This window comes from Catellatospora sp. NPDC049111, from assembly GCF_040648615.1.
Taxonomy (GTDB): Bacteria; Actinomycetota; Actinomycetes; order Mycobacteriales; family Micromonosporaceae; genus Catellatospora; species Catellatospora aurea.
In genome coordinates, this window is the sequence record NZ_JBEZEB010000026.1 from 1 (window position 1) to 22,669 (window position 22,669).

The following is a 22,669-nucleotide window of genomic DNA, read 5'->3' on the forward strand; positions in this document are numbered from 1 at the left end:
GGCGTCCCTGGGACGCCGGCCACTCGCTCTTCCTCTATCCGTACCCCACGTTGCCGGCACCGGCGATGTCACTCCACCGCAAGGGATCTTCGCGATCCCTTGCGTCAGGGTCCACGCTCCAGGGGAACGCTCACCTGACCGGCCGATCGGACCGAGCAGTGGCGGCCCTGCTCGAAGCTCGACGCTCGAAGGCGGACCCCCACCGTTCGCCGTGCCCATCAGTAGTGGATCAGGACTCGGATCAGCCAGACGTCGTCGCCGAGACCGCGGAGGTAGTCGTCGGCGAAGGTGTAGTACCTGTCCACGCGGCGCCAATCGTCCAGGTCACCGAACGATTCGTCGTCGACCCACTCACCCTCGGCGGTCAGCAGCGCCCCGGTAGGGATCACGCGGGCAGCACGGATGCGCACGAAGTCCTCGCGGGGGGTCGCGTACCGCATGATCGGGTCGTTCTCCTCCTGCCAGATCGTGCCGTCGGGCAGGTTGAGCCGTGCCCTGAACGCCCGCATGACGGGTTGGTCAGCGTGCGCGTGCCGGGCTCGCGCGATGGTCTGCGGTCCCGGGTCCGCCCAGAACGGGATGAGGAAGTCCGACAACGGCAGTGCGGGGGGATGTGCGGCGGCAAGCTCGGCCCAGGCGTCCCACTCCCGCGCGGCGGCATCGGCTGCGGCTGCCCGCCCGGTGTCGAGGTCCAGCAGGACTTTGGGGCCACCTTCGCAGCGCGACGGGTCGTCGGTGTCGATACGGACGAGTCGCCGGTCGTTCTCGTTACCGGCAGCGACGAGGAAGAGGCTGTCGCTCATCGTCCAGCTGTCCCATCGGCCGCTTTCGGGATCCTCGGCGAGGTCGAACGGAGCGAGTGCGTCAGCTATCGCCGCCGTGACTTCGCGGCTCTCCAGCAGGTTCAGGCACGCGGTCACCGTGGCCTTCGACATCGCTGCTCCACCTCTCACTACGCCGCCCGGCAGCAGGTCGGCACCATACCAGCGCAGGCCGAGGGCACCGCCGCGCTTCAAGCGGTGGAGTCACGAGCGTCTACGCCGTCAGGCCGCGACCGGTGCGGCCGCCGCATAACTCAGGTGCCAGTCAGAGGTCTTCGACGTGCCCGCCTGAATCTGCCCGGCGCGACGATGATCGTCGACGGCTGTAGTGCAAATGTACGAAGTGTGTAAGTCGACTTCGTACCTTCACCTCACCGTGCAACTCAGTTCCATCCCCCGGGGAGGCAAACCATGTCAGGGAGAGTCGGACGCGCACTGCGCGCCGCAGGCGTGATCATCGCCATCGCGGTGTCCGGCGCGAGCGTCGCCGCGACACCGGCCCACGCAGCGTCACGTGACGGCGTCTGCGACAGCGGCGAGTTCTGCTACTACTACAACAGCGACTTCGCCGGGTCGATCTCCGACCACGGGTCGTCGCTGGCCGACTACGGTGCCACCCAGCCCTCGTGCTACGAGTTCAAGAGCGCCGGCAACGGCCAGGGCCTGTGCGTGAAGAACAACGCTGCGTCGGCGTGGAACCGCACCGGCAGCACCGTCCGCGTGTACTACAACAGCGACTTCGGCGGCACGTCGCAGGACATCGCGTCCGGGGCGAAGGTCAACCTGAACGCCTCGCTGAAGAACAACAACGCCTCGCACCAGCCCGCCCCCACCGGCGGCGGCGACAGCTACCCGGCCAAGGACGACTACCCCTACCGCGGAGCGACGACCGGTGTCGACCCGTGGAACTTCTACAAGGGCCAGTGCACCAGCTTCGCGGCGTGGGCGGTACGCAGCCGCCTGGGCATCGCGTTCCACAACTACTACGACGGCGTCCACTGGGGCAACGCCAACAACTGGGCCAACGCCGCCCGCAGCGCCGGCATCCCGGTGTACGGCAGCCCGAAGGCCGGTGACGTCGCGGTCCGCCTCGGCGGCACCTGGGGCCACGTCGCGTTCGTGACCAGGGTGAACTCCAACGGCACGTTCGAGGTCGACGAGTACAACTACAACGGCGGATCGGCCTACAGCCACCGCACCGTGTCGGTGGGCACCGCCAACAGCCAGTTCTCGCAGTTCGTCCGCTTCAAGTGAGCCACACCCGGACCGAGGGGGCCGACCGCGCAGGCCCGCCCCCTCACCACTGAAGCCTTGTCCAGGATCCGCCGGCGTAGACCGGCGGATCCTGGCTGCCCTTGACGCTGTGCCATTCCGCATGCCAGCGCTCGGGTGGTCCGGCCAGCAGGGCCCGCACCTGCGCGGCGCTCTCGTCGGGCCGCTCCGGCTCCCACGGCACGCTCACGAAGATCTGGTATGTGTCCAGCTCTTCGAGCCACACCACGAGCTCACCGGCGTCAGCGGCACGAACCTTGACGGCCCCGACTCCCGGCGGCAGTGCGAGGTCGGTCAGGATGAGGCGCCCGGCCCGGCGTTCCGCGGTCTCCCAGCTGTGGTCGGCCCCGATGCGGGCCACCTCGGCGTCATAGGCGGCAGCGTCGAACACCGCCGTTCGCCGATCGATCTGCCAACTCACCCGGGTCCGGCCCCACTCCCAGCGCACGGTATCGCCTTCGCGGCGGATGCGCGTCTCGATGGCGACGCAGTCCGGGCCGCAGCCGGGACAGCAGGCGATCGTCGCGGTCGTGGGCTCGTCGGTCGCCACGAAGCGGTTCACCGGCACGAGGACGTGCCACGGGTCGGGGCCGTCGTTGTCATCGGCGCGGCTGACGTCCTCGCCGTCGATCCGCACGATCACGCGCAGGCCCTCGACGGCCAACGACAGCAGCGAGGTCACCGCGCGAATCTAGCACCGCGCGGCCAACGGACCGGATCGGCGGCGCGACCCACCGCGCACGAAGCATTGACGCATCGTTATCGATGATGGAGTGTCGTGGCATCCCCGAGGAGGAGTGTCCATGACAGACAGTGCACCGGCCGAGGTCCGCCACCGGTATGTGATCGTCGGCGCGGGTCCGGCCGGGCTCCAGTTGAGCTACTACCTGCAGCAGGCCGGAGCCGACTACCTCACCCTGGAGCGGGCACCGGAGCCTGCCGAGTTCTTCCGCCACTTCCCCCGCCACCGCAAACTCATCTCCCTCAACAAGGTCCACTCGGTCAGCACCGACCCGGAGATCCGGCTGCGCTGGGACTGGAACTCGCTGCTGCAGGACCCGGCCGAGCTGCCGTTCGCCGACTACAGCCGCGAGTACTTCCCGCACGCCGACGACATGGTCCGCTACCTGGGCGACTTCGGCCGCCACCACAAGCTCAACGTGCGCTACGACACCGACGTGCGGCGGGTGGACCAGGCCGGGGACGGGTTCGCGGTGCACACCGCCGACGGGGTGGTCCACGCCGACTGCCTCGTCGTCGCGACAGGCTGGGGCCGGCCGAACATCCCCGACGTCAAGGGCATCGAGCACGCCGTCGGCTACGAGGCGATGAGCACCGACCCAGCCGACTACGCCGACCAGCGGGTGCTGATCCTCGGCAAGGGCAACTCCGCGTTCGAGACCGCGTCGGCGCTACTCGGCCATGCCGCGATGATCCATCTGGCGAGCCCGCGGCCGCTGCGGCTGGCATGGAACACCAAACACCCCGGTGACGTACGCGGCCACCACGGGGCGGTGCTGGACAGCTACCAGTTCAAGACGCTGCACTCGGTGCTCGACTGCGTCATCGACGAGATCCGCCCGGTCGGCGACCGGTTCGAGGTCAGCCTGACCTACACCCACGCCGACGGGGAGACCGCGGTCATGGAGTACGAGTCGGTGCTGCGCTGCACCGGGTTCGCCATGGACACGTCGCTGTTCGGCGACGGCTGCCGGCCGCGGATGACCCCGAACGGCCGGATGCCCGCCACCCGCCCGGACTGGCAGTCGCTCGACGTCGACGGGCTGTACTTCGCCGGGACGCTGGCCCAGGACCGGGACTTCAAGAAGGCGTCCTCGGCGTTCATCGACGGCTTCCGGTACAACCTGCGCACCCTGACCCAGCTGCTGCGGGAACGCTACGAGCAGGTGCCGCTGCCCTACGACGAGGTCGACGCCGACGCCGGCTCGCTGACGGCGGCGGTGCTGGACCGGGTCAACTGGAGCTCGGCGCTGTGGACGCAGTTCGAGTTCCTCACCGACGCCCTCGTCGTCGACGAGGCGTCCGGGCGGGTGCGGCACTACCACGACCTGCCCGAGGACTACGCGGTCGCCCGGTTCGGCGACCAGCCGCACCTGTACACGTTCGGGCTGCGCTGGGGCCGCGACGAGTACGCCGACGTGTTCGCCATCGAGCGGCACCCGCAGCCCGACCGGGCCGCCGAGAGCGCCTTCATCCACCCGGTGGTCCGCCGGTATCGCCATGGCGAGCTGGTGCAGGAGCTGCATCTGCTGGAGGATCTGCTGGCCGAGTGGCGGCGCGAGGACCGGCACGTGCGGCCCCTGCACGAGTTCTTCGCCCAGGACCTGGCCGGGTCAGCGGTGGACGAGCACCTCCGGTAGCGGCTTGCGGGACAGGGCGGGCACGGTGACCCCGTCGGCGGGCCGGCCGACGGGCATCACCACGCACGCCCGCTCCTCGGCCGGGCGGCCGCAGATCTCGTTGAGGAAACGCATCGGGCTCGGCGTGTGGGTGAGCGTGGCCAGCCCGGCCAGGTGCAGCGCGGTGATGAGCACGCCGACGGCGATGCCGACGGACTCCTTGACGTAGTACGGCTTGGGGGTGTTCGGGCCCTGGTGGACCTCGAACACGACGATGACGACGGGGGCCGTCTCCAGGAACGGTTTGTGCCAGTCGGTGCCCATCGCCGAGACCGCCTCGAGCCACTGGGGCGACGCGCGGCGGGTGTAGAACTCGCGCTCCTCGGCCTCGGCCGCCAGCCGCAGGGCCCGCTTGCGCGCCGGGTCGGTGAGGACCACGAAGCGCCACGGTTGCACGTTCGCGCCGCTGGGCGCGGTCGCCGCGGCGCGGATGGCGTTCTCGACGACGTCCAGCGGAAAGGCTTCGGGCGAGAACTCGCGCACCGACCGGCGGGCGGCCATCCGGTCGGCGAACTCGCGGACGGTGTGGCTCATCTGCTCGGGGTCGAGGCGGTCCAGCTGAAACGGGACGGTGGCGACGGCGTTCACGGGGCCTCCAAAGGGGTGGCTTCGCCGTCCAGCATCACCCACCAGTGGCCCGTCGCGCTTACGCCGGATTGCCCTGTTAGCGCTGACCCGCCGTCTGCTCGGCGACGTAGTCGACGACCGCTGCCGGGCCGCCTCGCTGGGCCGCCGCGCGCTGCCGCCGGGACCCGGACCCGCCGTCCAGCAGCCGATCCAGTCCTGCGACCACGTGCTCGTGCTCGCCGTTGGCGAGCAGCTGCGGCTCGACCAGTGCGACCAGGTCACGGGCCAGCTCACCGGCCGGGCGCAGCCGCGCGGTGGCAAGGTCCAGGCCGTCGCCGTCGAGGCCGTCGCGGGCGGCCCGCCAGTACGCGGCGCGCAGCAGCTGCTCGGGCACGTCGGGCGCGGGTTCACCGCGCCCGGCGACCGCCGACAGGTGCGTCACCAGGGCCCGGACGAGCACGGCGTACAGCACGGCCTCGTCGGCGGTCAGGGCCGCGTCGGCGACCCGGATCTCCAGGGTCGGATGGGTCGCCGAGGGACGCACGTCCCAGAAGACGGTGCCCCGGTCGACGAGCGCACCGGCCTGCTGCAGCGTGTCGACGACCTGGTCGTAGTGGGCGGCGGAGTCGAAGCGCGGTGGCGGGCCCGCCACCGGCCAGCGAGGCCAGGTCATGGTGCGCCAGCTGGCGTACCCGGTGTCGCGGCTGTCCCAGTACGGCGAGTTCGCGGTCAGGGTCAGCAGCACGGGCAGATGCGGGCGCAGGTGGTTGGACACGGCGACGGCCAGGTCGCGGTCGGGCATCTCCACGTGCACATGCAGGGCGCAGATGGCCAGCTCGTCGTGCAGGCCGCGGAACGTCTCGATGCCGCGGGTCTGCCGGGGCCCGACGGTCATCGGCGGCGGGACGGGCCCGGCGACGGGCGCGGAGCCCGCCGACAGCAGCCGCAGCCCGGCGGCGTCGGCGGCCGCCGCGACCACCCGGCGGGCGTGCCCGACCTGCGCGGCCAGCTCCGCCATGCCCACGCACGGGTCGGTCCGGGTCTCCAGCTGCAGCGTCGTGATCTCACCCGAGACGCGGGCGCCGAGCGTCGCGAACGCCTTCTCCACGACCTCGGCCGCGCGGGGCGCCGGAACGCCGGTGGCCGCGTCTACGACGAGGAACTCCTCCTCGACACCGAACCGCAGCGGGGTCCGGCTCGGCTGCTGGGTCACGGTCGTCGCCTCCGGCATGGTCGGGGGCCGCGCGACACGGCCACCCGGAGCGTACCGGCCCGCAGCCCACCTGCGGCCCGGCACGCCGACGACACGCCGATGTGGACGATCAGCCGGTCGCGGCTCCCGCCGCCGCCCGCCGGGCCCGGCCGCGCGGCTGCTCCAGCACCGCGGCGATCAACCCCGCCAGCAGCGCCGCCCGCGCCGGCATCTGCGCCACGTCGACCCACTCGCTGCGCGCGTGCGAACCCCCGCCGACCCCGCCGAGCCCGTCGAGGGTCGCCACCCCCAGCGAGCCGGTGAAGTTCGCGTCAGACGCGCCCGGCGCGTGCGCGCCGCGCACCTCGGCCAGGCCGAGCCGGCGGGCCGCGCCCCGGGCCAGGTCCAGCAGCGGCAGCGCCACGTGTTCAGGCAGCGGGTAGCGGTTGACGCCACCGCCGACCGACAGCGCCGCGCCGGGCACCAGCGGCGTCATCGCCCGCACCAGCCGGTCGACCCGCTCCAGCTCGTCACGGGTCCAGGCGCGCACGTCCACGCAGAACACCGCCGACTCCGGCACCTGGTTGGTCATCGTCCCCGCGCTGAGCAGAGTCGGGGTGACGCTGGTGCCGCCCGCCGCGAAGGAACGCACAGCCAGCACCTGGTGGGCCAGCTCCACGGCCGCGTTGACGCCCAGGTGCGGCTCCACCCCGGCGTGCGCGGCCCGGCCCTGCACCGTGATCCGGTACATCGAGCCGCCCTTGCGGGCCACCTTCAGCGCCCCGTCCTCGGTGCTCGGCTCGCCGACCAGCACCGCCCGCGAGCGGCGGGCCTGCTGCTCGATCAGCGGCCGGGACGTCACCGAGCCGGTCTCCTCGTCGCAGGTCAGCAGCAGGCCGACGCGGGAGGTGTCGGGCAGCAGCGTCAGGGCGGTGAGCATCTGGACGATGCCGGACTTCATGTCGCACACCCCCGGCCCGGTGGCGACGGACCCGCGTACCGTGAACGGCCACTGTTCGACGGTGCCGGCCGGCCATACCGTGTCGTAGTGGCCCAGCAGCAGCACCCGCTGGTCCTCGGCGGCCCACAGCAGGTGCGGCAGGCCGTCGTGGACCACCCGGCGCGGCGGGCGGCCCAGCGCCGCCGTGCCCCACGCCGACAGCAGGTCGGCGCAGGCGTTCAGCTGCGGCAGCGCCCCGGGCGGCGACTCGGTGTGCACCAGTTCGCGCAGTTGCGCCGTCATCGTCGCGGCCTGCAGCTGCATCTGACCGCCCATATGCTCCACGTCGGACATGTCGTCAGCGTGGCAGCGCCGTCGCGCCGCTGCCAGCAGCGAAATTGCGCAACCGGCCGGGCCGGGTGTCGCGGCAGGCCGACTGCTCCACACCGGACCGACCGCCCGCAGGAGCGCACATTCGAAGAAGCGAACCATCGCATCGAGCCGGGAGAATGCGCAAGGAGTGTGCGGCGGCCGCACGCCGGTCAGTGAGGAGTGGCGATGGCGCACATCGACCTCGGTGTGGACGAAAGCCGGTTTCCCGGCATCAACGGGCCGATGCGGTTCCGGCCGGAGACCGCGGGCCCGCTCAACGCGCTGGCCGAGGCGCTGCTGCACGCACCGCACCCGACGCTGAGCGCCGGCGAGCGGGAACTGATCGCCGCCTACGTCTCCGGGCTCAACGAGTGCGTGTTCTGCTGCTCGTCGCACTCGGCGTTCGCGGCCGCGCAGCTCGACGCCGGCATGCCGCTGGTCCAGCAGGTCCGGGCCGACCTCGACGCCGCCGACATCAGCGCGAAGCTGCGCGCGCTGCTGCGGATCGCGGCCGCCGTGCAGCAGGACGGCCGCAAGGTGACCACGGCGCTGGTCGACGCGGCCCGCGCCGAGGGCGCCACCGACCTGGAGGTGCACGACACGGTGCTGATCGCGGCCGCGTTCTGCATGTACAACCGCTACGTCGACGGCCTGGGAACGCTGCCGGCCGCAGATCCCGCCGTCTACGAGCAGTCCGCGCAGCGCATCAAGGAACACGGGTACGGCGCGCCCGCCTGACGCCGCCGGCCGGGCGGTGCACAGGCCACCTGCGGCAGAAGGCTGTTCAACCCGGGCGGCGTCCCCATGCCGAGATCAGCGGCGCGAGGGTGAGGTCGAGCTCGCCGGCGTCTACGGCGGCCAGGTGCGCGTCGATCTCGGCGTCGTCGGCCGACCCCGCCGCGAGCAGCTCGGCGCGCACCATGCGCACGGTCGCGGCCTCCAGACGGTCGCACGCCGTCCCGCCGACCGGGAAGCAACCCGACGCCGCGACGTCGACCAGGCCCGCCGCCCGCAACACCCGCGGCAGCGTACGGCCGAAGCGCAGGTCGGCGCCGCGGCGGGTCATCAGCTCCCGCACGGCGCGCCGCAGCCGGTTGGCGCGCTCCTGCGCCGGGCCGACCTCGTCGAGGCACGCCAGCGGCTGCAGCTCGGTGTCGGCGTCCTCCACCAGCAGCCATCCGCCGGGCCGCAGCGCCGCCACCATCGACGCCAGCGCCCGCGCCCGGTCGGGCAGGTGTACGAGCACGAGCCGCGCGTGCACCAGGTCGAACGTGCCCGGCTGCGGCGGCGGGTCCGCGACGACGTCGTGCCGGCGCACCTCGTACCGGGCGTGCGGGTCCAACCAGGCCGGATCGATGTCCGTGGCGAGCACGTGACCGGTCGGCCCGACTGCCGCAGCCAGCGCCTCGGGGATGCTGGGGCCTCCTGCGCCGACCTCCCAGCAGCGCCAGCCCTCGGCCATCCCGAGCCGGTCGACGTGCCCGCGCGTGACACCGTCGAACAGCTCGGCCAGCCAGGTGAACCGCTCGCCCGCCTGCACTCGGGCGTTGTCGAGCAGGTAGCGGTGATCCGGGGCGGGTGCGGCGACGGGCTGCGAAGAACTCATGTCCCCATCCTCACAGCATCGGCTAACCCGCGATGGGATCGATGGACTTGACAGGACAACGTACGGCGACGAATGTCGCGGGAGAGCGCTCTCTGCACCGTCCGCGGCACGGACCAGCCCCCCGCGCCGCACTGTCCCGTCCACCCCAACAGGGAGAATCCATGTCAACGCTCGTGCGGTCCGTGGCTCGCCACCGCGGACCCGCCAAACTGCTCGCCGTCACAGCGGCACTGATGCTGCTGCTCGCCGCCTACGTCGTGGCCCTCACCGGGTCCGGCGCGCACGCGGCCGACCCGCTGATCACCCCCCATTGCGGCGCGTCGGCGTCGTCGGCCGAGAACGCGGCCACGCCCGCGGCCGCGGCGTTCGACGCCAACACCGGCACCCGCTGGTCCAGCGCGTTCAGCGACCCGCAGTGGATCCAGGTCGACCTGTGCGCCACCCACACCATCAGCCAGGTCGTGCTGAACTGGGAGACCGCGTCGGCGCGGGCGTTCCAGATCCAGCTGGCCGGCTCGGCGTCCGGGCCGTGGACCACGGTCTACAGCACCACCACCGGCCCCGGCGGGGTGCAGACCCTCGCGGTCAGCGGCTCCGGCCGCTACCTCCGCCTGTACGCCACCGCCCGCAACACCGCCTACGGCTACTCGCTGTGGGAGTTCCAGGTGTACGGCACGAGCGGCGGCACCGGCGGCTGCGGCACCGCCAACGCCGCGCTGAACCGGCCCGCGACCGCGTCGTCGGCCGAAAACGCCGCCATGTCCGCCGCCGCGGCGTTCGACGGCAGCACCGGCACCCGCTGGTCGAGCGCGTTCAGCGACCCGCAGTGGATCCAGGTCGACCTCGGCGGCGCACTGCCGATCTGCCAGGTCGTGCTCAACTGGGAGGCGGCCTCGGCCCGCGCCTTCCAGATCCAGGTCGGACCGAGCGCCACCGGCCCGTGGACCGACGTCTACGCCACCACCACCGCAGCCGGCGCCACCCAGACCCTCAACGTCAACGGCGTCGGCCGGTACGTGCGCCTGTACGGCACCGCCCGCAACACCGCCTACGGCTACTCGCTGTGGGAGTTCGCCGTCCGGACCGGCAACGGCCCGACCAGCCCCAGCCCGGTCCCACCGAGCAGCTCGCCGTCGCCGAGCCCGGGCGGTTTCTGGGGTGAGACGGGCAGCATCCCGCCCGCCCAGAACGTCGTCATGCTCAAGATCCTGAACCGCACGAACGGGCGCTACCCGGACAGCCAGGTGTTCTGGAGCTACAACGGCGTCGCCCGGTCGATCGCCGAGCAGCCGTACTTCGACATGCCGGTCAACACCGCCGGGCGCATGTACTTCTACCTCGGCTCCCCCACCGGCCAGTACTGGGACTTCATCGAGTTCACCGTCGGTCCGGCGCAGTTCAACGGCAACACCACCCGGGTCGACGCGTTCGGGCTGAAGCTGGCCATGCGGCTGGTCTCCCACAGCGGCTACGACGTCGCCGTCGGGGAGGACCAGGCCACGTTCGCCGAGGACCGGGCCGTGACGTTCCAGCGGTTCATCAACGCGGTCCCGGCCGAGTTCAAGCACCTCGGACAGGTGCAGGCGCCATACCGGATCCCGACGCCGGGCAGCGACCCCGCGTTCCGGCCCGGCGGCCAGTACGCCAACTACCTCAGCTCGTACGCCGCGTCGGTGGGTGTCACCGCGACCACCGCCGACATCACCGGCTGCGCGGGGGTGCTGGCCAACGACCCGGCCATGTGCTCGGCCCTCAACCGGCACGTGGCGCACCTGCCGCGCGCCCAATGGTCGACGCCGAGCCTGTACTACCAGGCCGCGCCCGCGAACTATTACTCGAAGTTCTGGCACGACAACGCGATCAACAAACTGTCGTACGGCTTCCCGTACGACGACTACGCCGACCAGTCCTCGTTCGTCTCCGCCGGCAACCCGAAGTTCCTGCTGGTAGCCGTCGGCTGGTAGCCCTCCGACCCGGCCCGGTGCCCGTACGGCGACACGTACGGGCACCGGGCTTGTGCAACGCGACGGTCCGGCATGGAGATCGGCCGGACTCGGCGGCGAGCGCGCGGGCGATACCGTCCAGGCGTGGTTCTGCGAATCCTGTTCCGGATCGGGGTCGTATCTACGCTGGCCGCGGCGGCGCTGACGGCCGGCGCCTGGATCGGCACCGCACAGGGCCTCGACCCGGGACCCGGAAGCCTGCGGTTTCCGGTGATGCTGGCCGTGACGGCCGTGCCGATCACGGCCGTGGGCCTGCTGGGCTCCACCGGAGTCGGGCGCACCGTAATGGCCTGCATCGCCTGGTGTCTGCTGTCCTTCGGGCAGCTGACCATCATGATGGCGGCTTCCGACGCGGTGCTCGGAGAGCGCGGACGCACGGTCACCGCGACGGTGACCCAGCTCGTCGGCCACGACCTGTCCGAGGACGGCGGCGACTACCTCTACCGGGTGACCGACGCGCAGGGCAGGCCGCTGGCAGGCCTTCTGCGCACGCCGAACCAGCGCGGCATCGGCAGCGACGTCGCCGTGCTGGTCGACCCGCACGGCTGGGCGCATCCCACCGAGATCGCCGCATACGAGCCGGGCACCGATGCCCTGACGCTCCTGATCCTCGCAGGTGTGTTCGGCGGCCCGGCCATCGTGCTCTACGTGCTGTCCTGCCTGCCCGAAGACCGCCGCCGCGACGACACGGCCCCGGCACCGTGGCACAAGGAGGCGTTCAACCAGGTCGTGCGCAGCACGTGAGACCTTCGGCGACACCCGCGGTGTGGCCGGGAAAGCGTGTTCAGCGTTCGCTCGGTCCGAGCGGAACCGGCCCGATGGCTGGGGTGGCCGACGGCTCCTTCAGCTCGACGAAGACGGCGTGTGTCTCGGTGCTGCCGATGTTCTCCCCGTAATGCTCCTGCGCCCCGATCCACCGGGCGTGCGCGGCCGGCAGTTCGATGTCGGCGTGCCGGTCGCCGCTGGAGACCCGGCGCTGGAAGCCGCTGAGGGTGACCATGACGCTGTCCGGGTGCCGATGCGGATGCGTCCGGTCACCCGGGCGGTCGCGGTACTGCAGCACCCGCACCCGCTCGTTCTCGAACAGAACACGGTAGAGCTCCGGGTCGGTGACGACGGGATCGGGTGACTGACCGTTCATGACGCACCTGATTTCGTCCGGCCGGCGTGACGAGAACCGGCTTCACGGTACTTCGGTACCATGATGGTAATGGCGATACCATATGAAGCGAGCGGGCGAACACAGCAGAAGTCACGAACCCGACAGGCACTCGTCGACGCGGCCCGGGAACTGCTCGCCCAAGGATCGACGCCCCAGGTCGAACACGCGGCCGAGCGCGCCGGGGTGTCCCGGACGACCGCCTACCGCTACTTCGCGAACCAGCGCTCGCTGCTGATCGCGGCCCATCCGCAGATCTCGCCGCAGACCCTGCTCGACGCCGACGCACCCGACGAGCCGCACGCCCGGCTCGACGTGTTCATGGCCGCCTTCACCCGCTACAACCTCGGCTGGGAGCCGCAGCTGCGGACGGCCCTGCGGCTGTCGCTGGACCTGCCAGGCGACCGGCCGGTCCTGCGCCAGGGCCGCGCGATCGGCTGGATCGAGCACGCCCTCGAACCAGTCCGCCGCACCCGTCCCGACGTCGACGTGCACGCGCTCGCGGTCGCGATCCGCTCGGCAACCGGCATCGAATCGCTGATCTGGCTGCTCGATGTCGCCGGACAGACCCCGCAGGACGCCGCCGAGACCGTACGGCGGACCGCTCAGGCACTGCTCACCGCCGCCCTGGCCGACACCGCCCGGTAACCCCGGTGCCCCGGCCGGTCCGCCTTTCCGTCAGATCCGGCCTCCCGCAGCCGCCACGCACCACAGGCATCGACCGTTGTACGTACGTGGCCCCCGGGCGGCCCCTCGCCGCCACCACCGACCGGCCAGGACGCCGCGGCCAACCGACCCGCCGCAGCCGACGCCGCCGAGAAGGAGGCGGACTCCGCGATGTCGACCACTCTCTCCGCCCTGACACTCGCAACGCTGGCCGCGGGAACCGCGCTGATCATCTGCCGGCTAACCGGCTCGCGCCTGCGACGGCGGCTGCTCGCCCGGCTGTGGCACGCGGTGCACGTCGACGCCCTCACCGGCCTGCCCAACCGGGCCGGCGCGCTGGACGAACTGGGCCGCCGCTACGCCGACCACCGGCCGCTGAGCCTCGGCTTCGCCGACCTCGACCAGTTCAAAGCCATCAACGACACCCACGGCCACGAGGTCGGCGACCGGGCGCTGCAGCACATCGCGCTCGTACTGCGCACGCACCTGCCGGACACGTTCGCCGCCCGCATCCACGGCGACGAGTTCGTGTTCGCCTGGCACGCTCTGCTGACCGACGCCCTGGCCCACGCATGGCACGTACGGCACCTGGTCAGCGCACACCCGCTGCGACTGCCCGACGGCGAACTCATCGAGCTGCGCATGTCGATCGGTGTCGCCGAACGCAGCCTCACCGGCGATCTGCGGCTGCTGATGCACCACGCCGACCTGGCCATGCACGACGCGAAGGCCGGCGACAGCGGCTGTGCCCCCTACAACCCGCAACACCATGTCAGCGCGGTGACACCCCGCCCGGCGCAACGTGCACGGGAACGCCGCCACGCCCCCACCCCGTTGGGGAGCCAGGCATCGAACCACACCACACCGAACACGAGATGACCGCCGGCTGCGTGGCCGCCAAGCGGACCTGGAGCCCTGCCGGCCGGCGGGCGCGGACATGCCCGGTCCTCCTCCTGGGAGAACCGGGCGCGGTGTGTCCGGGCGGACCGCTATCCGATGCAGATGCGCTGCATCTGCAGACTCCAGTTGCCGGCGAAGGCGCCGACCTCGCGCGCAACGATGCCGCCGCCCACGGGCAGCGGGGTGAGCGTCGCGATCGACGCGTCGCCGAGCGCGCCGGTGATCACTCCACCGACCGCGGACACCTGCGAGCCGGCGGGGCAGGCGGCCCCGTTCGTGCTCTTGGGTGAATTGGGGTTGGATGCCGAGGTCGCGTTCCAGTAGTCGCTGATGGGCAGCGGGTCGGCACAGACCGCCTGCGTTGTCAGCGTGTAGTTGCCGACGGCCGCGTTGTCGTAGGCGGTGACGGACAGCTGCGTCATCGCGGCGTTGTAGGCGACCTCGTCGATGGACACGTTGCCGAAGGCGTCGGTCAGGAAGTAGCCGCCGCCGACGATGTTGTCGCCCGCGGGGCAGGCCGCGGTCTGGAACTTGTCGTTCATGTTGGAGGCGGACACGGTCTGGACCACGGACCGGTTGACGAGCGCGCCGGCCGGGGCGCAGACGACGGTGACCTCGACAGTCCAGGCCACGGCTGTCGCGATGGCCTCGATGCCCGAAGCGGTGCCGCCCCCAGCGGCGTCGATGTAGGCACGGGTCAGCAGGACGTCACCGCCGCCGTTGTTGACCTGCCCCATGACGCTGACGATGTCGTCACCGGGGGCACAGGCCGCGGAGATGTTCTTCGGTGAGTTGGCGTTGGCCGGGCTCACGGCGTTTACCTGGTACAGGCCGATGAAGGCCTGTGCTGGAGTCGCTATCTGCACCATCGCGGCAGTTGCCGCGATGGTGAGTAGCGCGGCGAGTCGTTTTCTCATATCAGCCAGGGTCAGCACGGACGTCACGGCTGCCTCACGGCACGGTCAGTGTGACTGTCTTCGATCAGCCACAAGGCGATGCCGTACCGCCGACCGCATCGCGACAGATGCGGTTGCGGGCTAGGTGTCGGTGTCGCCCACGGGTGCCTCGTCCTCGGGCCTGACCAGTTCGAACCTGCCATCGCGGACTCGCCAATGCACCTGGTGGCCCTGCGGCTGCGCAAGCGCTCGCCGCACCGCGTCGATCTCGTCCAGACGTAGCGCGGTGTCCTTGTCGAACCACACGATCCCGCCGACGACGTCCGGGCGGAGCCCAAGCTGGGTCAGCATCTCGACCGCTGCGGCGCGAGTGGCGGAGGTCGGGATCACGTACGCCCGGCCGCCGTCATCCTCGCAGCAGCTTCGGGTATCGCAGACAGCCCACAAGCCGGCCAGTAACCCGACGAGCCCCTGGTCCACACACGCCTCTTTGCCGTGAGCCCGCAGATGAATCTGGCGATGCCTGACGGAGACCAGCCCACCGTTGGTTGCCTGACACTGCGGGCACAACGGATACGGTCCCAGGAATACCGCCACCGCTACCTCCGTAGCCTGGAGACTTTGTCGCGTCTGTAGATCACGCGCGAAGCCTAGTTACCTGCGGCAACCGAAACTCGAAGCAATTCCGGTTAGGCTCGCGCCGATCAGCACGGCCCCGAGGGAGTGCCCATGACCAGGACGACCCCGCCCCGCCCGCACGCCGTCCTCGACGCGTTCCCGGAGCTCGCGGCCCACTCGGCCACAGCCACCCGCCTGCACCCGCGCCCCGGCGACCCGACCGTGCACGACAGCTCGGCGGGTGGTCCGCTGCTGTGGCCCGCCGGCGAACCCTGGCCGCACTGCGACGAGGACACCCACTACGCGCACGACCCCAAGCGCCCCGAGCAGGTACGGCGATGGCGGCAGCTGCTCGACACCGCCTGGCGGCGGACCCGCCGCGGCGAGCGGCTGCGGCTCAGCGAGGCGGAGCAGTCGGAGCTGGACGGCCTCGACACGACTGAGCCCGACGAGTCGATCGAGCAGCCGATCGCGATGCTGCCGGTGCTGCAGCTGTACCGGCGCGACGTCCCCGGCTGGCTCGGCCCTGACACCGCTGACCTGCTCCAGGTGCTCTGGTGCCCGCTCGACCATGACGATCTGGAGTACTGCCCGCGCCTGGAACTGCGCTGGCGGCGTGCCGCCGACGTAGGCGCGGTGACGACCACGCCACCGGAACCCGCGGTCCTGTCCGAGCAATACCTGCCCGAACCGTGTGTGCTGCACCCCGAGCAGGTACGCGAGTACCAGTACTCGGGCTTGCTGCCCAAGGAACTGGCAGAGCGGGTCCGGGCCTGGGAGCAGGAGCCGACCGCGCCCCCACGCCGCTACCAGTACGACCTGTCCATCGCCCCGGGCTGGAAGCTGGGCGGATTCGCGTCCTGGCACCTCACCGACCCTTACCCGATGGACTGCACGGTGTGCGACGAGCCGATGCACCTGCTGCTGAGGATCCACGGCACCGAGTGGGACGGCGGCTCCGGCAGTTGGCGACCGGCCGAAGAGGACGAACAGCCAGGAGAGTTCCACTCCCTGGAAGGACCGAACAGCCCCACCGGCATCACCATCGGCCGGGGCTACGGCCTGTGGGTGTTCCACTGCCCGACGTCCTTCGACCACCCGCACCGCACCGCGGTGCAGTGAACTCGGCGGGCATCGGCCTGTCCTGGAAACCTGGTGTGGTCGGCCCTGTTCGCAGCGAAGCCGATAAGATCACCGGCATGGCGACGCGGCTTGTTCAGATCAACATGAAGGCTCGGGACGACTCCGCATTGGGCCGCTTCTGGGCCGAAGCGCTCGGCTGGGCGATGTCCAGCGAAGGACCCGGCGTGACCAACCTCGAACCCGAGGGCTTCGTCTACCCCGACCCGGTTGCCGTCGTCGTCGACCTGGTCGTCTCCGCGGAGCCCAAGACGGTGAAGAACCGCGTGCACCTCGACCTCGCCACCACCTCGGCAGCCCACCAGGCCGAACTGGTGGCGCGCCTGACCGCCCTCGGCGCCACCCCCGTCGACGTCGGCCAGGGCGACGTCCCGTGGACGGTCCTGGCCGATCCGGAGGGCAACGAGTTCTGCGTACTGGAACCACGTCCGATCTACCGCGACACCGGACCGGTCGCCGCGATCGTCGTCGACTGCGCCGACCCGCAGGCCATGGCCCGCTTCTGGGGCAGCGCCACGGACTGGGCCGTGCTGGAGACGAGCGAAACCGGCGCGGCGCTGCGCTCCGCCAAGGGCGTCGGCCCGTTCCTGGAGTTCATCCGCTCCCCCGACGTGAAGACCGGCTGGAACCGGGTCCACCTCGACGTGCGCCCATACCCGGACGACGACGCGCAGGCCGAGAAGTCCAGGCTGCTGGCGCTCGGCGCAGCGGCCGTCGACCTGGGCAGCGACGTTCATTGGACGGTCCTGACCGACCCGGAAGGCAACGAGTTCTGCCTGCTCGCCCCGGCCTGATCGACGAACGCGGCAGGTCGGGCAGGAGGCGGCTCCCGGTCAGGCCAGGCCGGACAGCAGCGCGGCGACCTCATCCGCCAGCGCGGCGTCGGGTGTGCCGGTCCGGGAGAACGCCGACTCGACCGTGGCCGACAGCAGTCGCGCCCGGTCCTCGTGCGTACCCGCCGGATCGGCCGTCCGCTCGGCGTAGATGAAGCGTCTCTGATTACCTGTGTTTGCCTGAGGGAGTCAGGCGTTTCGGGTGGGGGCGTGGCCGTGTCGTGCCGGGTCCGTAGTCGCCGGTGAGGGTGATTGCGGGGGTGGCTTTGACGTGGTGGAAGCCGGTCCGGTGGTGGCGTGGTTTCAGGTGATCGTGTGCAGGTCCTGACGCCGCCACGCGGGGGTGGTGGTTCTTGGGTGCCTGCCCCGCCGGACGCTGGCCACCGGTGGACGCCGGTGGGGCGGGGGCCGTGCGCCGGTCGGGCGCGCGGTGGGAGAGTTTGGTTGCCGACGCCGGGGGCCGTTTGCGGGTGGGTCCGGTTTTGGCCGGTCGGGTCGGTTGCCTGGTGGGGCGGGTGGTGGGGCGGGTGGGGCGTCGTACGGTCGCGACGTCGCCTTCGACGATGGTGGTGATGGTGTGTCGGCCGGTGGTTCGGTCGGTGCGGACGTGGTGTTGGGCGAGTAGGCCGCGGGCGGTGATGCGCATGGCCGCGGCGTGGTCGCGGTCGCGGTTCAGCCGGCAGCGGCCGCAGATCGCCCATTTCCAGCCGCGTTCTGCGGGCCGGTCGGGGGCGGGGGTGTGGGCCAGTTCGGTGTGGCCTTGTCCGCAGCGGGGGCAGTAGCGGCTGGTGCCCCGGGCGGGCACGGTCACGACCGCGATGCCGGTTTTGGCGACCAGGTGCACGAGCGCGTCGATGACCTGTCCGCGGACCTGCCCGGACAGTCTGGCGTTGCCTTTGCGCCGGCCGCGGGCGGCCAGTGTGGTCAGGTCCTCGACGTAGACGACGCCGGCGTGCAGCGCGATGGCCTGGTCCACGGCCCAGCGGGCGGCCGACCAGGCCAGGGACTTGTTGAGGTGGCGGATGCGGGCGCACGCGTGTTCGTGTTCGGTGGTGGCGCGTGCGGCCAGCGCGGTCAGGTGCCCGGCACGAGCGTCGCTGTCGGGCAGGCCCGCGGCCAGCGCGGTGTGGTGGTCGCGCCTGGCGGCCAGGTGCTCGCGGTGTTGGCGCAGCCGGTGGAGTCTGGCGGAGACGGCGGTGGCGTCGTAGCGCAGCATCCGGCCGTCGGTGACGACCCGGCCGGTGTCGGTCAACCGCCCCACGCTGCCGGTCAGCAGGGTGTTGACGCCCCAGTCCAGGCCGAGCGCGACCCGGTGCCCCCGCGCAGGCGCGGGTGTGACGAGAACACGGTGGGGCAGGTCGACGCGGACCCGGTGCCCGGCGATGCGCAGGGTCGGCGCGCACAGCCTGGCGTGATCGGCAACGTGGGCGGGCAGGGTGAGGGGCAGGGCGTGCCAGGCCCAGTCGGCCGGTGACCCGGGCCGGGCCGTCAGTGGCAGCTGGACCCGCAGCACGGCTCGGCCCGGCCCGTCGCGGCCGATGGTGGTCAGCTGCCTGTCGGCGGCGGCCAGCAGCACCTGCGCCGCGACCGCCGGTGCGGCTTCGAGGTCGGGCAGGTCGGCGGGCAGGCGTCCTTCGGCGTGCTGGTAGGCGCGGACCTGACGGGTGCGGTTGACGATCACCGCGTTGGTCACCCCCGGTGGTAGCAGGTCACGCAGCGCCCGCCAGTCGGCGTCGGCGCGTCGGCCGTCGGCGGGCCAGGTCGCGACGATCGCCTGCAGGACCTCGCGCCGGTACACCCCCAGCCGCAGCGCACGGGCGGCCTCCTCCTGCGCGCACCGGCGCACCCGGTCGCTGACATAAACCCCCGCCGGTACGGGCGCGGTCCAGCCCAGCCGGCGCAACGCCATCCAGCCCTTGGCCGGCAGCACCCGCCCGTCCGGGCCGACACCAGCAGCCAACACCGCCAGATCCGCGCCGGTCCAGTGCTCGGCCACGATCTGCGCGGCCATCTGCCCGACCAGCCCGGCCAGCCAACCGACCCGCGCGGCCAGCACCCGCTCACCGACCCGATGGCCGTCGGCCTCGACCGTCGCCGACATCGCCGCGCAGGTCGCGGTCGCGGTGAGCTGACCCACCGCCATCACCACACCCCCGCACACCGGCCAATCAGGACTGACATGAGCCTACGACCCGCCCCTGACACAACCGCCACCCACGACAAACGCCCAGCATCCGGCACCCGGCCACACCGCCACCAGGGCGAACCGAATGCAGTCACGCTCAGCTAACCCGACCAACAGTTCACACCCTTCGAACACGGACTGGAAGGCGTAGGTCAGCTCTGCGACGTCCAGGTCCGCCCGCACCAGGCCCCGGCCGGCCAGAACCCCGAGGTAGGACACCATCACGGCGTTGTGCCGGTGCCTTCGTCATTCCTCGGTCTCAGTGCGGGCTCCGTTCTCGGAAGGAAGGTCACCGAACCGCTCCCTCCAGTGGGCGAGACTGCGGCGGGTCGCCAGGGTATGGGGGTGGTCTGGCCCGAGCACCCGCAGCCGGTCGGCCAACAGCTGCTCGTATCCAGCAACCGCCCCGGCCGCATCTCCGGCCCGGCCCTGCCAACCAGCGAGGTTGCTGCGGGTGTTCATGGTGTCGGGGTGATCCGGTCCCAGCACCCGCAGCCGGTCGCCCAGCAACTGCTCGAACGCGGCCGCCGCCTCGGCTACATCACCGGCTTGGCCTCGCCAGTAGGCCAGGCTGTGGCGGGTGGCGAGGGTGTCGGGGTGGTCAGGGCCGAGCGCCCGCACCCGGTCGGCCAACAGGTCCTCGAACGCGGCGACCGTCCCGACCGTGTCCCCTGCCGCACCCCGCCAACCGGCGAGGCTGTGACGGCTGGTCAAGGTGTCGGGGTGGTCGGCTCCCACCACTCGCACCCGGTCGGCCACCAACTGCTCGAACGCGGCCGCCGCACCGGCCGCGTCACCAGCCTCCCCCCGCCAGGTGGCGAGATTGTGACGGGTCGCCAAGGTGTCGGGATGGTCGGGGCCGAGCACCCGCACCCGGTCGGCCAACAGTTGCTCGAACGCGGCCGCCGCACCGGCCGCGTCACCGGCCTGCCCCCGCCAGTAGGCCACATTGGCACGGGTGGTCAGGGTGTGCGGGTGGTCGGGTCCCAGCACTCGCACCCGGTCGGCCAGCAACCGCTCGGACGCGGCCGCAGCCCCACCTGCGTCACCGGCCTGCCCCCGCCACCGCGCGAGATTGCCACGGGTGGTCAACGTGTCGGGATGGTCGGGGCCGAGCACGCGAGAGATGTCATCCAGCAACAGCTCGTACGCCTCGACTGCCCCAGCCACGTCGCCGCTCGCACCCCGCCAGTAGGCGACGTTGGCGCGGGCGGCCATGGTGTCACGGTGGTCGGGTCCGAGGCGCCTATGCGCGGTCTGGTGCATGCGCTGGAGGTGGTCGACGGCTGCCCGGACTTGCCCGACCTGGCCGAGGCGACTGCCGGCGGTGAACAGCACGACGTGTACGCCGTTGTCGGGTGTCCAGAGCGGGTCGGGGTTGGTGTGGTGCAGGTGCTCGGTGTTGGCTCGCAGGGCCTGGCCGAGGTCGGGATCCGGGTCGGTGTCGGCGGCAGGCCATGCCGCCTGGAGCGCGTCGGCGGCGGCAACCGTGGCGCTGTCCCGCACGGCGGGCGGGGTCTGGTCGCGGGTGGCGCGCTGGACGAGGGCATGTACGCGCAGGCTGCGGGCGGGGTTGCCCGGGTCGTGGACGGCCAGGCTCAGCAGGTGCAGGTTGCGCACCGCATCGTGCACGTCCTCGGCCATGACCTCGGCACCGGCAGCGTTGCTGAGCCACGCCGATACCGGCGAGGCGGTGAGCACCGCGGCCGGGATGCCATTCGGGTCGAGCAGGCTCGCCAACTGCAGCAACGGCCGTGACAGGCCTGCCGGGCGCAGGGTGTCGGCGTGATCGACGGACAGCGACCAGGTCGCGGCAACGGTCGCCCGGTGCTCGTCGGGCAGCGACTCAGGCTCAGGCACCAGCTGTTCGAGGCCGCGCCGGCGGTCGGCGAGCCGATCGCGGTAGGCGCCGCATGTCATGTTCCGGTCGATCATGTACGCCGCGGCCTGCGCGAGGGCCAGCGGAAGGTATCCCAGGTCGGCAGCCACACCGTGGACGTCGTCAGCGAGGCCGGGGTGTGCTGCCAGCTTCGCGGTCAGGTATTCATGAGCCTGCGAGGCCGCGAACAGGCCCACCTGCACCAGCACCCGATTGTCGCGCCGTAGGGCGGAGTCGCCGCGGCGGGTGGTGACGACCACCGATCCGGCCCCGGTCGCAGGCGGCCACCATCCGGTCAGATCCGCCGGCCGCGTCAGGTCGTCCAGGACCACCGCCCACCGCTTGCCGGTGGTGGCCAGCCATTGCAGCAACCACTGCGCGGCCTGCTCTCCTTCCAACCGCGAGTCCGCGCCGACGGCAGCGGCAGCCTGCGCGTAGGCCGAAACGATCGACTGCCGCGATCCGGCATCTGCCCACAGCAGCAGGTCGACGTGCTCGCGTTGCCACAGGCTGGTCGCCCAGCCGACGGCGAGCTGAGTCTTGCCTACCCCGCCCATGCCTGAGAGCACCTGCGTGAGCACCACCGTCCGGCTGTTGCCCACAGGTAGGAGGGCTTGCTCGTCGGGACGGGGCTGCCAGCAGTCGGCCAGCGGCGGCACCCGGCCCACCGCGATCGGCCAGGCTGGTTCCGGTCGGCCGCCGAAGACGTTCACCTGTACGCCGTCGCCGACGTACAGGCCTTTGGCGTTGGGTGCGTTGACTTCGTACCGGGTCGGGCTGTCGTCGGTCACGGCCGGCTGGCGATCAGTTGAAGGTGTTGTGCTGTGTGCTGTGGTCGCCGATGAGCAGGCCCTTGGCGTCGGGAGCATTGATGCTGTACTTGGTCCCAGACGCGCGGAGCAGGTCCAAGAGCTGCTGGGCGGCCTGCAGTGTCGGATCGTCGACACCCGCCGCGGTCAGCTGCGCGGTGAGCGCTGCCTGGCTGTCAGCGGCGGTGCCGTTGGTCTGCTCAACCAGAGCGCGGCTGGTGTCCTCGCCGGCGCCGTTGCGGTGCAGCAGCTTGACTACCAGGCCCTTGAGCGTGTCGTACGCATCGGCAATCAGTTTCGTCGCCGTACCGGCAAGCCCTGCCTTAGCGCCCTCTTCCAGGGCCGTGACGACCAGCGATACCGGATCCATGACCACCCCCAGCGTTCGTCT

21 protein-coding genes are annotated in these 22,669 nt (G+C 71.5%); 9 read left to right on the top strand and 12 right to left on the bottom strand.

Features of this window, described 5'->3' with window-relative positions; translation table 11 throughout:
* Window positions 1-218 precede the first annotated feature (218 nt).
* The gene (locus AB0B66_RS28350; RefSeq protein WP_360535650.1) at window positions 219-935 is read right to left on the bottom strand and encodes a hypothetical protein; all 717 of its coding nucleotides are present in this window, start codon (window positions 933-935) and stop codon (window positions 219-221) included.
* Window positions 936-1,232: 297 nt separating this feature from the next.
* On the opposite strand from AB0B66_RS28350, the gene AB0B66_RS28355 reads away from it, so the two are divergent.
* Window positions 1,233-2,075 carry a CHAP domain-containing protein gene (locus AB0B66_RS28355; protein WP_360535652.1) on the top strand — a complete coding sequence of 281 codons (843 nt, stop codon included), beginning with the start codon at window positions 1,233-1,235 and terminating at the stop codon, window positions 2,073-2,075.
* A gap of 43 nt (window positions 2,076-2,118) precedes the next feature.
* Here the strand turns inward: AB0B66_RS28355 and AB0B66_RS28360 are convergent, their stop codons facing one another.
* Complete coding sequence (locus tag AB0B66_RS28360) at window positions 2,119-2,775, bottom strand: hypothetical protein (RefSeq protein WP_360535654.1); 657 nt, start codon at window positions 2,773-2,775, stop codon at window positions 2,119-2,121.
* A 121-nt stretch (window positions 2,776-2,896) separates the two neighbouring features.
* Here AB0B66_RS28360 and AB0B66_RS28365 point away from each other — a divergent pair, with 121 nt between their 5' ends.
* Window positions 2,897-4,474: an NAD(P)-binding domain-containing protein gene (locus AB0B66_RS28365; RefSeq protein WP_360535656.1), complete on the top strand. Its 1,578-nt coding sequence runs from the start codon at window positions 2,897-2,899 to the stop codon at window positions 4,472-4,474.
* On the opposite strand, the gene AB0B66_RS28370 is transcribed toward AB0B66_RS28365, so the two are convergent.
* From AB0B66_RS28370 to AB0B66_RS28380, 3 genes are all read right to left on the bottom strand, one after another.
* Complete coding sequence (locus AB0B66_RS28370) at window positions 4,448-5,047, bottom strand: nitroreductase family protein (protein ID WP_360535853.1); 600 nt, start codon at window positions 5,045-5,047, stop codon at window positions 4,448-4,450. The genes AB0B66_RS28365 and AB0B66_RS28370 overlap by 27 nt on opposite strands.
* 130 nt (window positions 5,048-5,177) lie before the next feature.
* Entirely contained in the window at window positions 5,178-6,293 is a 1,116-nt protein-coding gene (locus AB0B66_RS28375; protein ID WP_360535658.1) for a glutamate--cysteine ligase, read from the bottom strand.
* Window positions 6,294-6,402: 109 nt separating this feature from the next.
* Window positions 6,403-7,566 (bottom strand): M20/M25/M40 family metallo-hydrolase, encoded by a 1,164-nt coding sequence (locus AB0B66_RS28380; RefSeq protein WP_360535660.1) that lies wholly within the window; start codon window positions 7,564-7,566, stop codon window positions 6,403-6,405.
* Window positions 7,567-7,770: 204 nt separating this feature from the next.
* On the opposite strand from AB0B66_RS28380, the gene AB0B66_RS28385 reads away from it, so the two are divergent.
* The gene (locus tag AB0B66_RS28385; protein ID WP_360535662.1) at window positions 7,771-8,322 is read left to right on the top strand and encodes a peroxidase-related enzyme; all 552 of its coding nucleotides are present in this window, start codon (window positions 7,771-7,773) and stop codon (window positions 8,320-8,322) included.
* Window positions 8,323-8,368: 46 nt separating this feature from the next.
* Here AB0B66_RS28385 and AB0B66_RS28390 read toward each other — a convergent pair whose 3' ends face one another.
* Window positions 8,369-9,190 (bottom strand): methyltransferase, encoded by an 822-nt coding sequence (locus AB0B66_RS28390; RefSeq protein ID WP_360535664.1) that lies wholly within the window; start codon window positions 9,188-9,190, stop codon window positions 8,369-8,371.
* A gap of 161 nt (window positions 9,191-9,351) precedes the next feature.
* Here AB0B66_RS28390 and AB0B66_RS28395 point away from each other — a divergent pair, with 161 nt between their 5' ends.
* Window positions 9,352-11,154 carry a discoidin domain-containing protein gene (locus AB0B66_RS28395; RefSeq protein WP_360535666.1) on the top strand — a complete coding sequence of 601 codons (1,803 nt, stop codon included), beginning with the start codon at window positions 9,352-9,354 and terminating at the stop codon, window positions 11,152-11,154.
* A gap of 123 nt (window positions 11,155-11,277) precedes the next feature.
* Complete coding sequence (locus AB0B66_RS28400; RefSeq protein ID WP_360535668.1) at window positions 11,278-11,937, top strand: hypothetical protein; 660 nt, start codon at window positions 11,278-11,280, stop codon at window positions 11,935-11,937.
* Between the two features lie 40 nt (window positions 11,938-11,977).
* Here AB0B66_RS28400 and AB0B66_RS28405 read toward each other — a convergent pair whose 3' ends face one another.
* Entirely contained in the window at window positions 11,978-12,334 is a 357-nt protein-coding gene (locus AB0B66_RS28405) for a cytoplasmic protein (protein WP_360535670.1), read from the bottom strand.
* Window positions 12,335-12,403: 69 nt separating this feature from the next.
* Here AB0B66_RS28405 and AB0B66_RS28410 point away from each other — a divergent pair, with 69 nt between their 5' ends.
* A complete protein-coding gene (locus tag AB0B66_RS28410) occupies window positions 12,404-13,000 on the top strand; it encodes a helix-turn-helix domain-containing protein (RefSeq protein WP_360535672.1) in 597 nt (198 codons plus the stop codon).
* Between the two features lie 189 nt (window positions 13,001-13,189).
* Window positions 13,190-13,897, top strand: a complete 708-nt coding sequence (locus AB0B66_RS28415) for a GGDEF domain-containing protein (protein ID WP_360535674.1) — start codon at window positions 13,190-13,192, stop codon at window positions 13,895-13,897.
* Window positions 13,898-14,007: 110 nt separating this feature from the next.
* Here the strand turns inward: AB0B66_RS28415 and AB0B66_RS28420 are convergent, their stop codons facing one another.
* Together AB0B66_RS28420 and AB0B66_RS28425 are read right to left on the bottom strand one after the other, a co-directional pair.
* Window positions 14,008-14,835 (bottom strand): hypothetical protein, encoded by an 828-nt coding sequence (locus AB0B66_RS28420; protein WP_360535676.1) that lies wholly within the window; start codon window positions 14,833-14,835, stop codon window positions 14,008-14,010.
* Between the two features lie 120 nt (window positions 14,836-14,955).
* A complete protein-coding gene (locus AB0B66_RS28425) occupies window positions 14,956-15,411 on the bottom strand; it encodes a hypothetical protein (protein ID WP_360535678.1) in 456 nt (151 codons plus the stop codon).
* A gap of 132 nt (window positions 15,412-15,543) precedes the next feature.
* On the opposite strand from AB0B66_RS28425, the gene AB0B66_RS28430 reads away from it, so the two are divergent.
* Together AB0B66_RS28430 and AB0B66_RS28435 are read left to right on the top strand one after the other, a co-directional pair.
* On the top strand, window positions 15,544-16,554 hold the full coding sequence (locus tag AB0B66_RS28430) for a hypothetical protein (RefSeq protein ID WP_360535680.1): 1,011 nt from the start codon (window positions 15,544-15,546) through the stop codon (window positions 16,552-16,554).
* A gap of 77 nt (window positions 16,555-16,631) precedes the next feature.
* Window positions 16,632-17,366, top strand: a complete 735-nt coding sequence (locus AB0B66_RS28435) for a VOC family protein (protein WP_360535682.1) — start codon at window positions 16,632-16,634, stop codon at window positions 17,364-17,366.
* 205 nt (window positions 17,367-17,571) lie between these two features.
* Here the strand turns inward: AB0B66_RS28435 and AB0B66_RS28440 are convergent, their stop codons facing one another.
* The 3 genes from AB0B66_RS28440 to AB0B66_RS28450 all read right to left on the bottom strand — a co-directional run bounded on the left by AB0B66_RS28440 (window position 17,572) and on the right by AB0B66_RS28450 (window position 22,648).
* Entirely contained in the window at window positions 17,572-19,548 is a 1,977-nt protein-coding gene (locus AB0B66_RS28440; RefSeq protein WP_360535684.1) for a zinc ribbon domain-containing protein, read from the bottom strand.
* 288 nt (window positions 19,549-19,836) lie between these two features.
* Complete coding sequence (locus tag AB0B66_RS28445) at window positions 19,837-22,260, bottom strand: tetratricopeptide repeat protein (RefSeq protein ID WP_360535686.1); 2,424 nt, start codon at window positions 22,258-22,260, stop codon at window positions 19,837-19,839.
* A gap of 13 nt (window positions 22,261-22,273) precedes the next feature.
* On the bottom strand, window positions 22,274-22,648 hold the full coding sequence (locus AB0B66_RS28450) for a hypothetical protein (protein WP_360535688.1): 375 nt from the start codon (window positions 22,646-22,648) through the stop codon (window positions 22,274-22,276).
* Window positions 22,649-22,669 lie beyond the last annotated feature (21 nt).

Excerpts from the sequence above, each read along its gene's own strand:
- AB0B66_RS28350 (WP_360535650.1), bottom strand. The coding sequence starts at position 935 with ATGTCGAAGGCCACGGTGACCGCGTGCCTGAACCTGCTGGAGAGCCGC.
- AB0B66_RS28355 (WP_360535652.1), top strand. The coding sequence starts at position 1,233 with ATGTCAGGGAGAGTCGGACGCGCACTGCGCGCCGCAGGCGTGATCATC.
- AB0B66_RS28365 (WP_360535656.1), top strand. The coding sequence starts at position 2,897 with ATGACAGACAGTGCACCGGCCGAGGTCCGCCACCGGTATGTGATCGTC.
- AB0B66_RS28370 (WP_360535853.1), bottom strand. The coding sequence starts at position 5,047 with ATGAGCCACACCGTCCGCGAGTTCGCCGACCGGATGGCCGCCCGCCGG.
- AB0B66_RS28380 (WP_360535660.1), bottom strand. The coding sequence starts at position 7,566 with ATGTCCGACGTGGAGCATATGGGCGGTCAGATGCAGCTGCAGGCCGCG.
- AB0B66_RS28385 (WP_360535662.1), top strand. The coding sequence starts at position 7,771 with ATGGCGCACATCGACCTCGGTGTGGACGAAAGCCGGTTTCCCGGCATC.
- AB0B66_RS28390 (WP_360535664.1), bottom strand. The coding sequence starts at position 9,190 with ATGAGTTCTTCGCAGCCCGTCGCCGCACCCGCCCCGGATCACCGCTAC.
- AB0B66_RS28395 (WP_360535666.1), top strand. The coding sequence starts at position 9,352 with ATGTCAACGCTCGTGCGGTCCGTGGCTCGCCACCGCGGACCCGCCAAA.
- AB0B66_RS28405 (WP_360535670.1), bottom strand. The coding sequence starts at position 12,334 with ATGAACGGTCAGTCACCCGATCCCGTCGTCACCGACCCGGAGCTCTAC.
- AB0B66_RS28410 (WP_360535672.1), top strand. The coding sequence starts at position 12,404 with ATGGCGATACCATATGAAGCGAGCGGGCGAACACAGCAGAAGTCACGA.
- AB0B66_RS28415 (WP_360535674.1), top strand. The coding sequence starts at position 13,190 with ATGTCGACCACTCTCTCCGCCCTGACACTCGCAACGCTGGCCGCGGGA.
- AB0B66_RS28420 (WP_360535676.1), bottom strand. The coding sequence starts at position 14,835 with ATGAGAAAACGACTCGCCGCGCTACTCACCATCGCGGCAACTGCCGCG.
- AB0B66_RS28430 (WP_360535680.1), top strand. The coding sequence starts at position 15,544 with ATGACCAGGACGACCCCGCCCCGCCCGCACGCCGTCCTCGACGCGTTC.
- AB0B66_RS28435 (WP_360535682.1), top strand. The coding sequence starts at position 16,632 with ATGGCGACGCGGCTTGTTCAGATCAACATGAAGGCTCGGGACGACTCC.
- AB0B66_RS28440 (WP_360535684.1), bottom strand. The coding sequence starts at position 19,548 with ATGGCGGTGGGTCAGCTCACCGCGACCGCGACCTGCGCGGCGATGTCG.
- AB0B66_RS28450 (WP_360535688.1), bottom strand. The coding sequence starts at position 22,648 with ATGGATCCGGTATCGCTGGTCGTCACGGCCCTGGAAGAGGGCGCTAAG.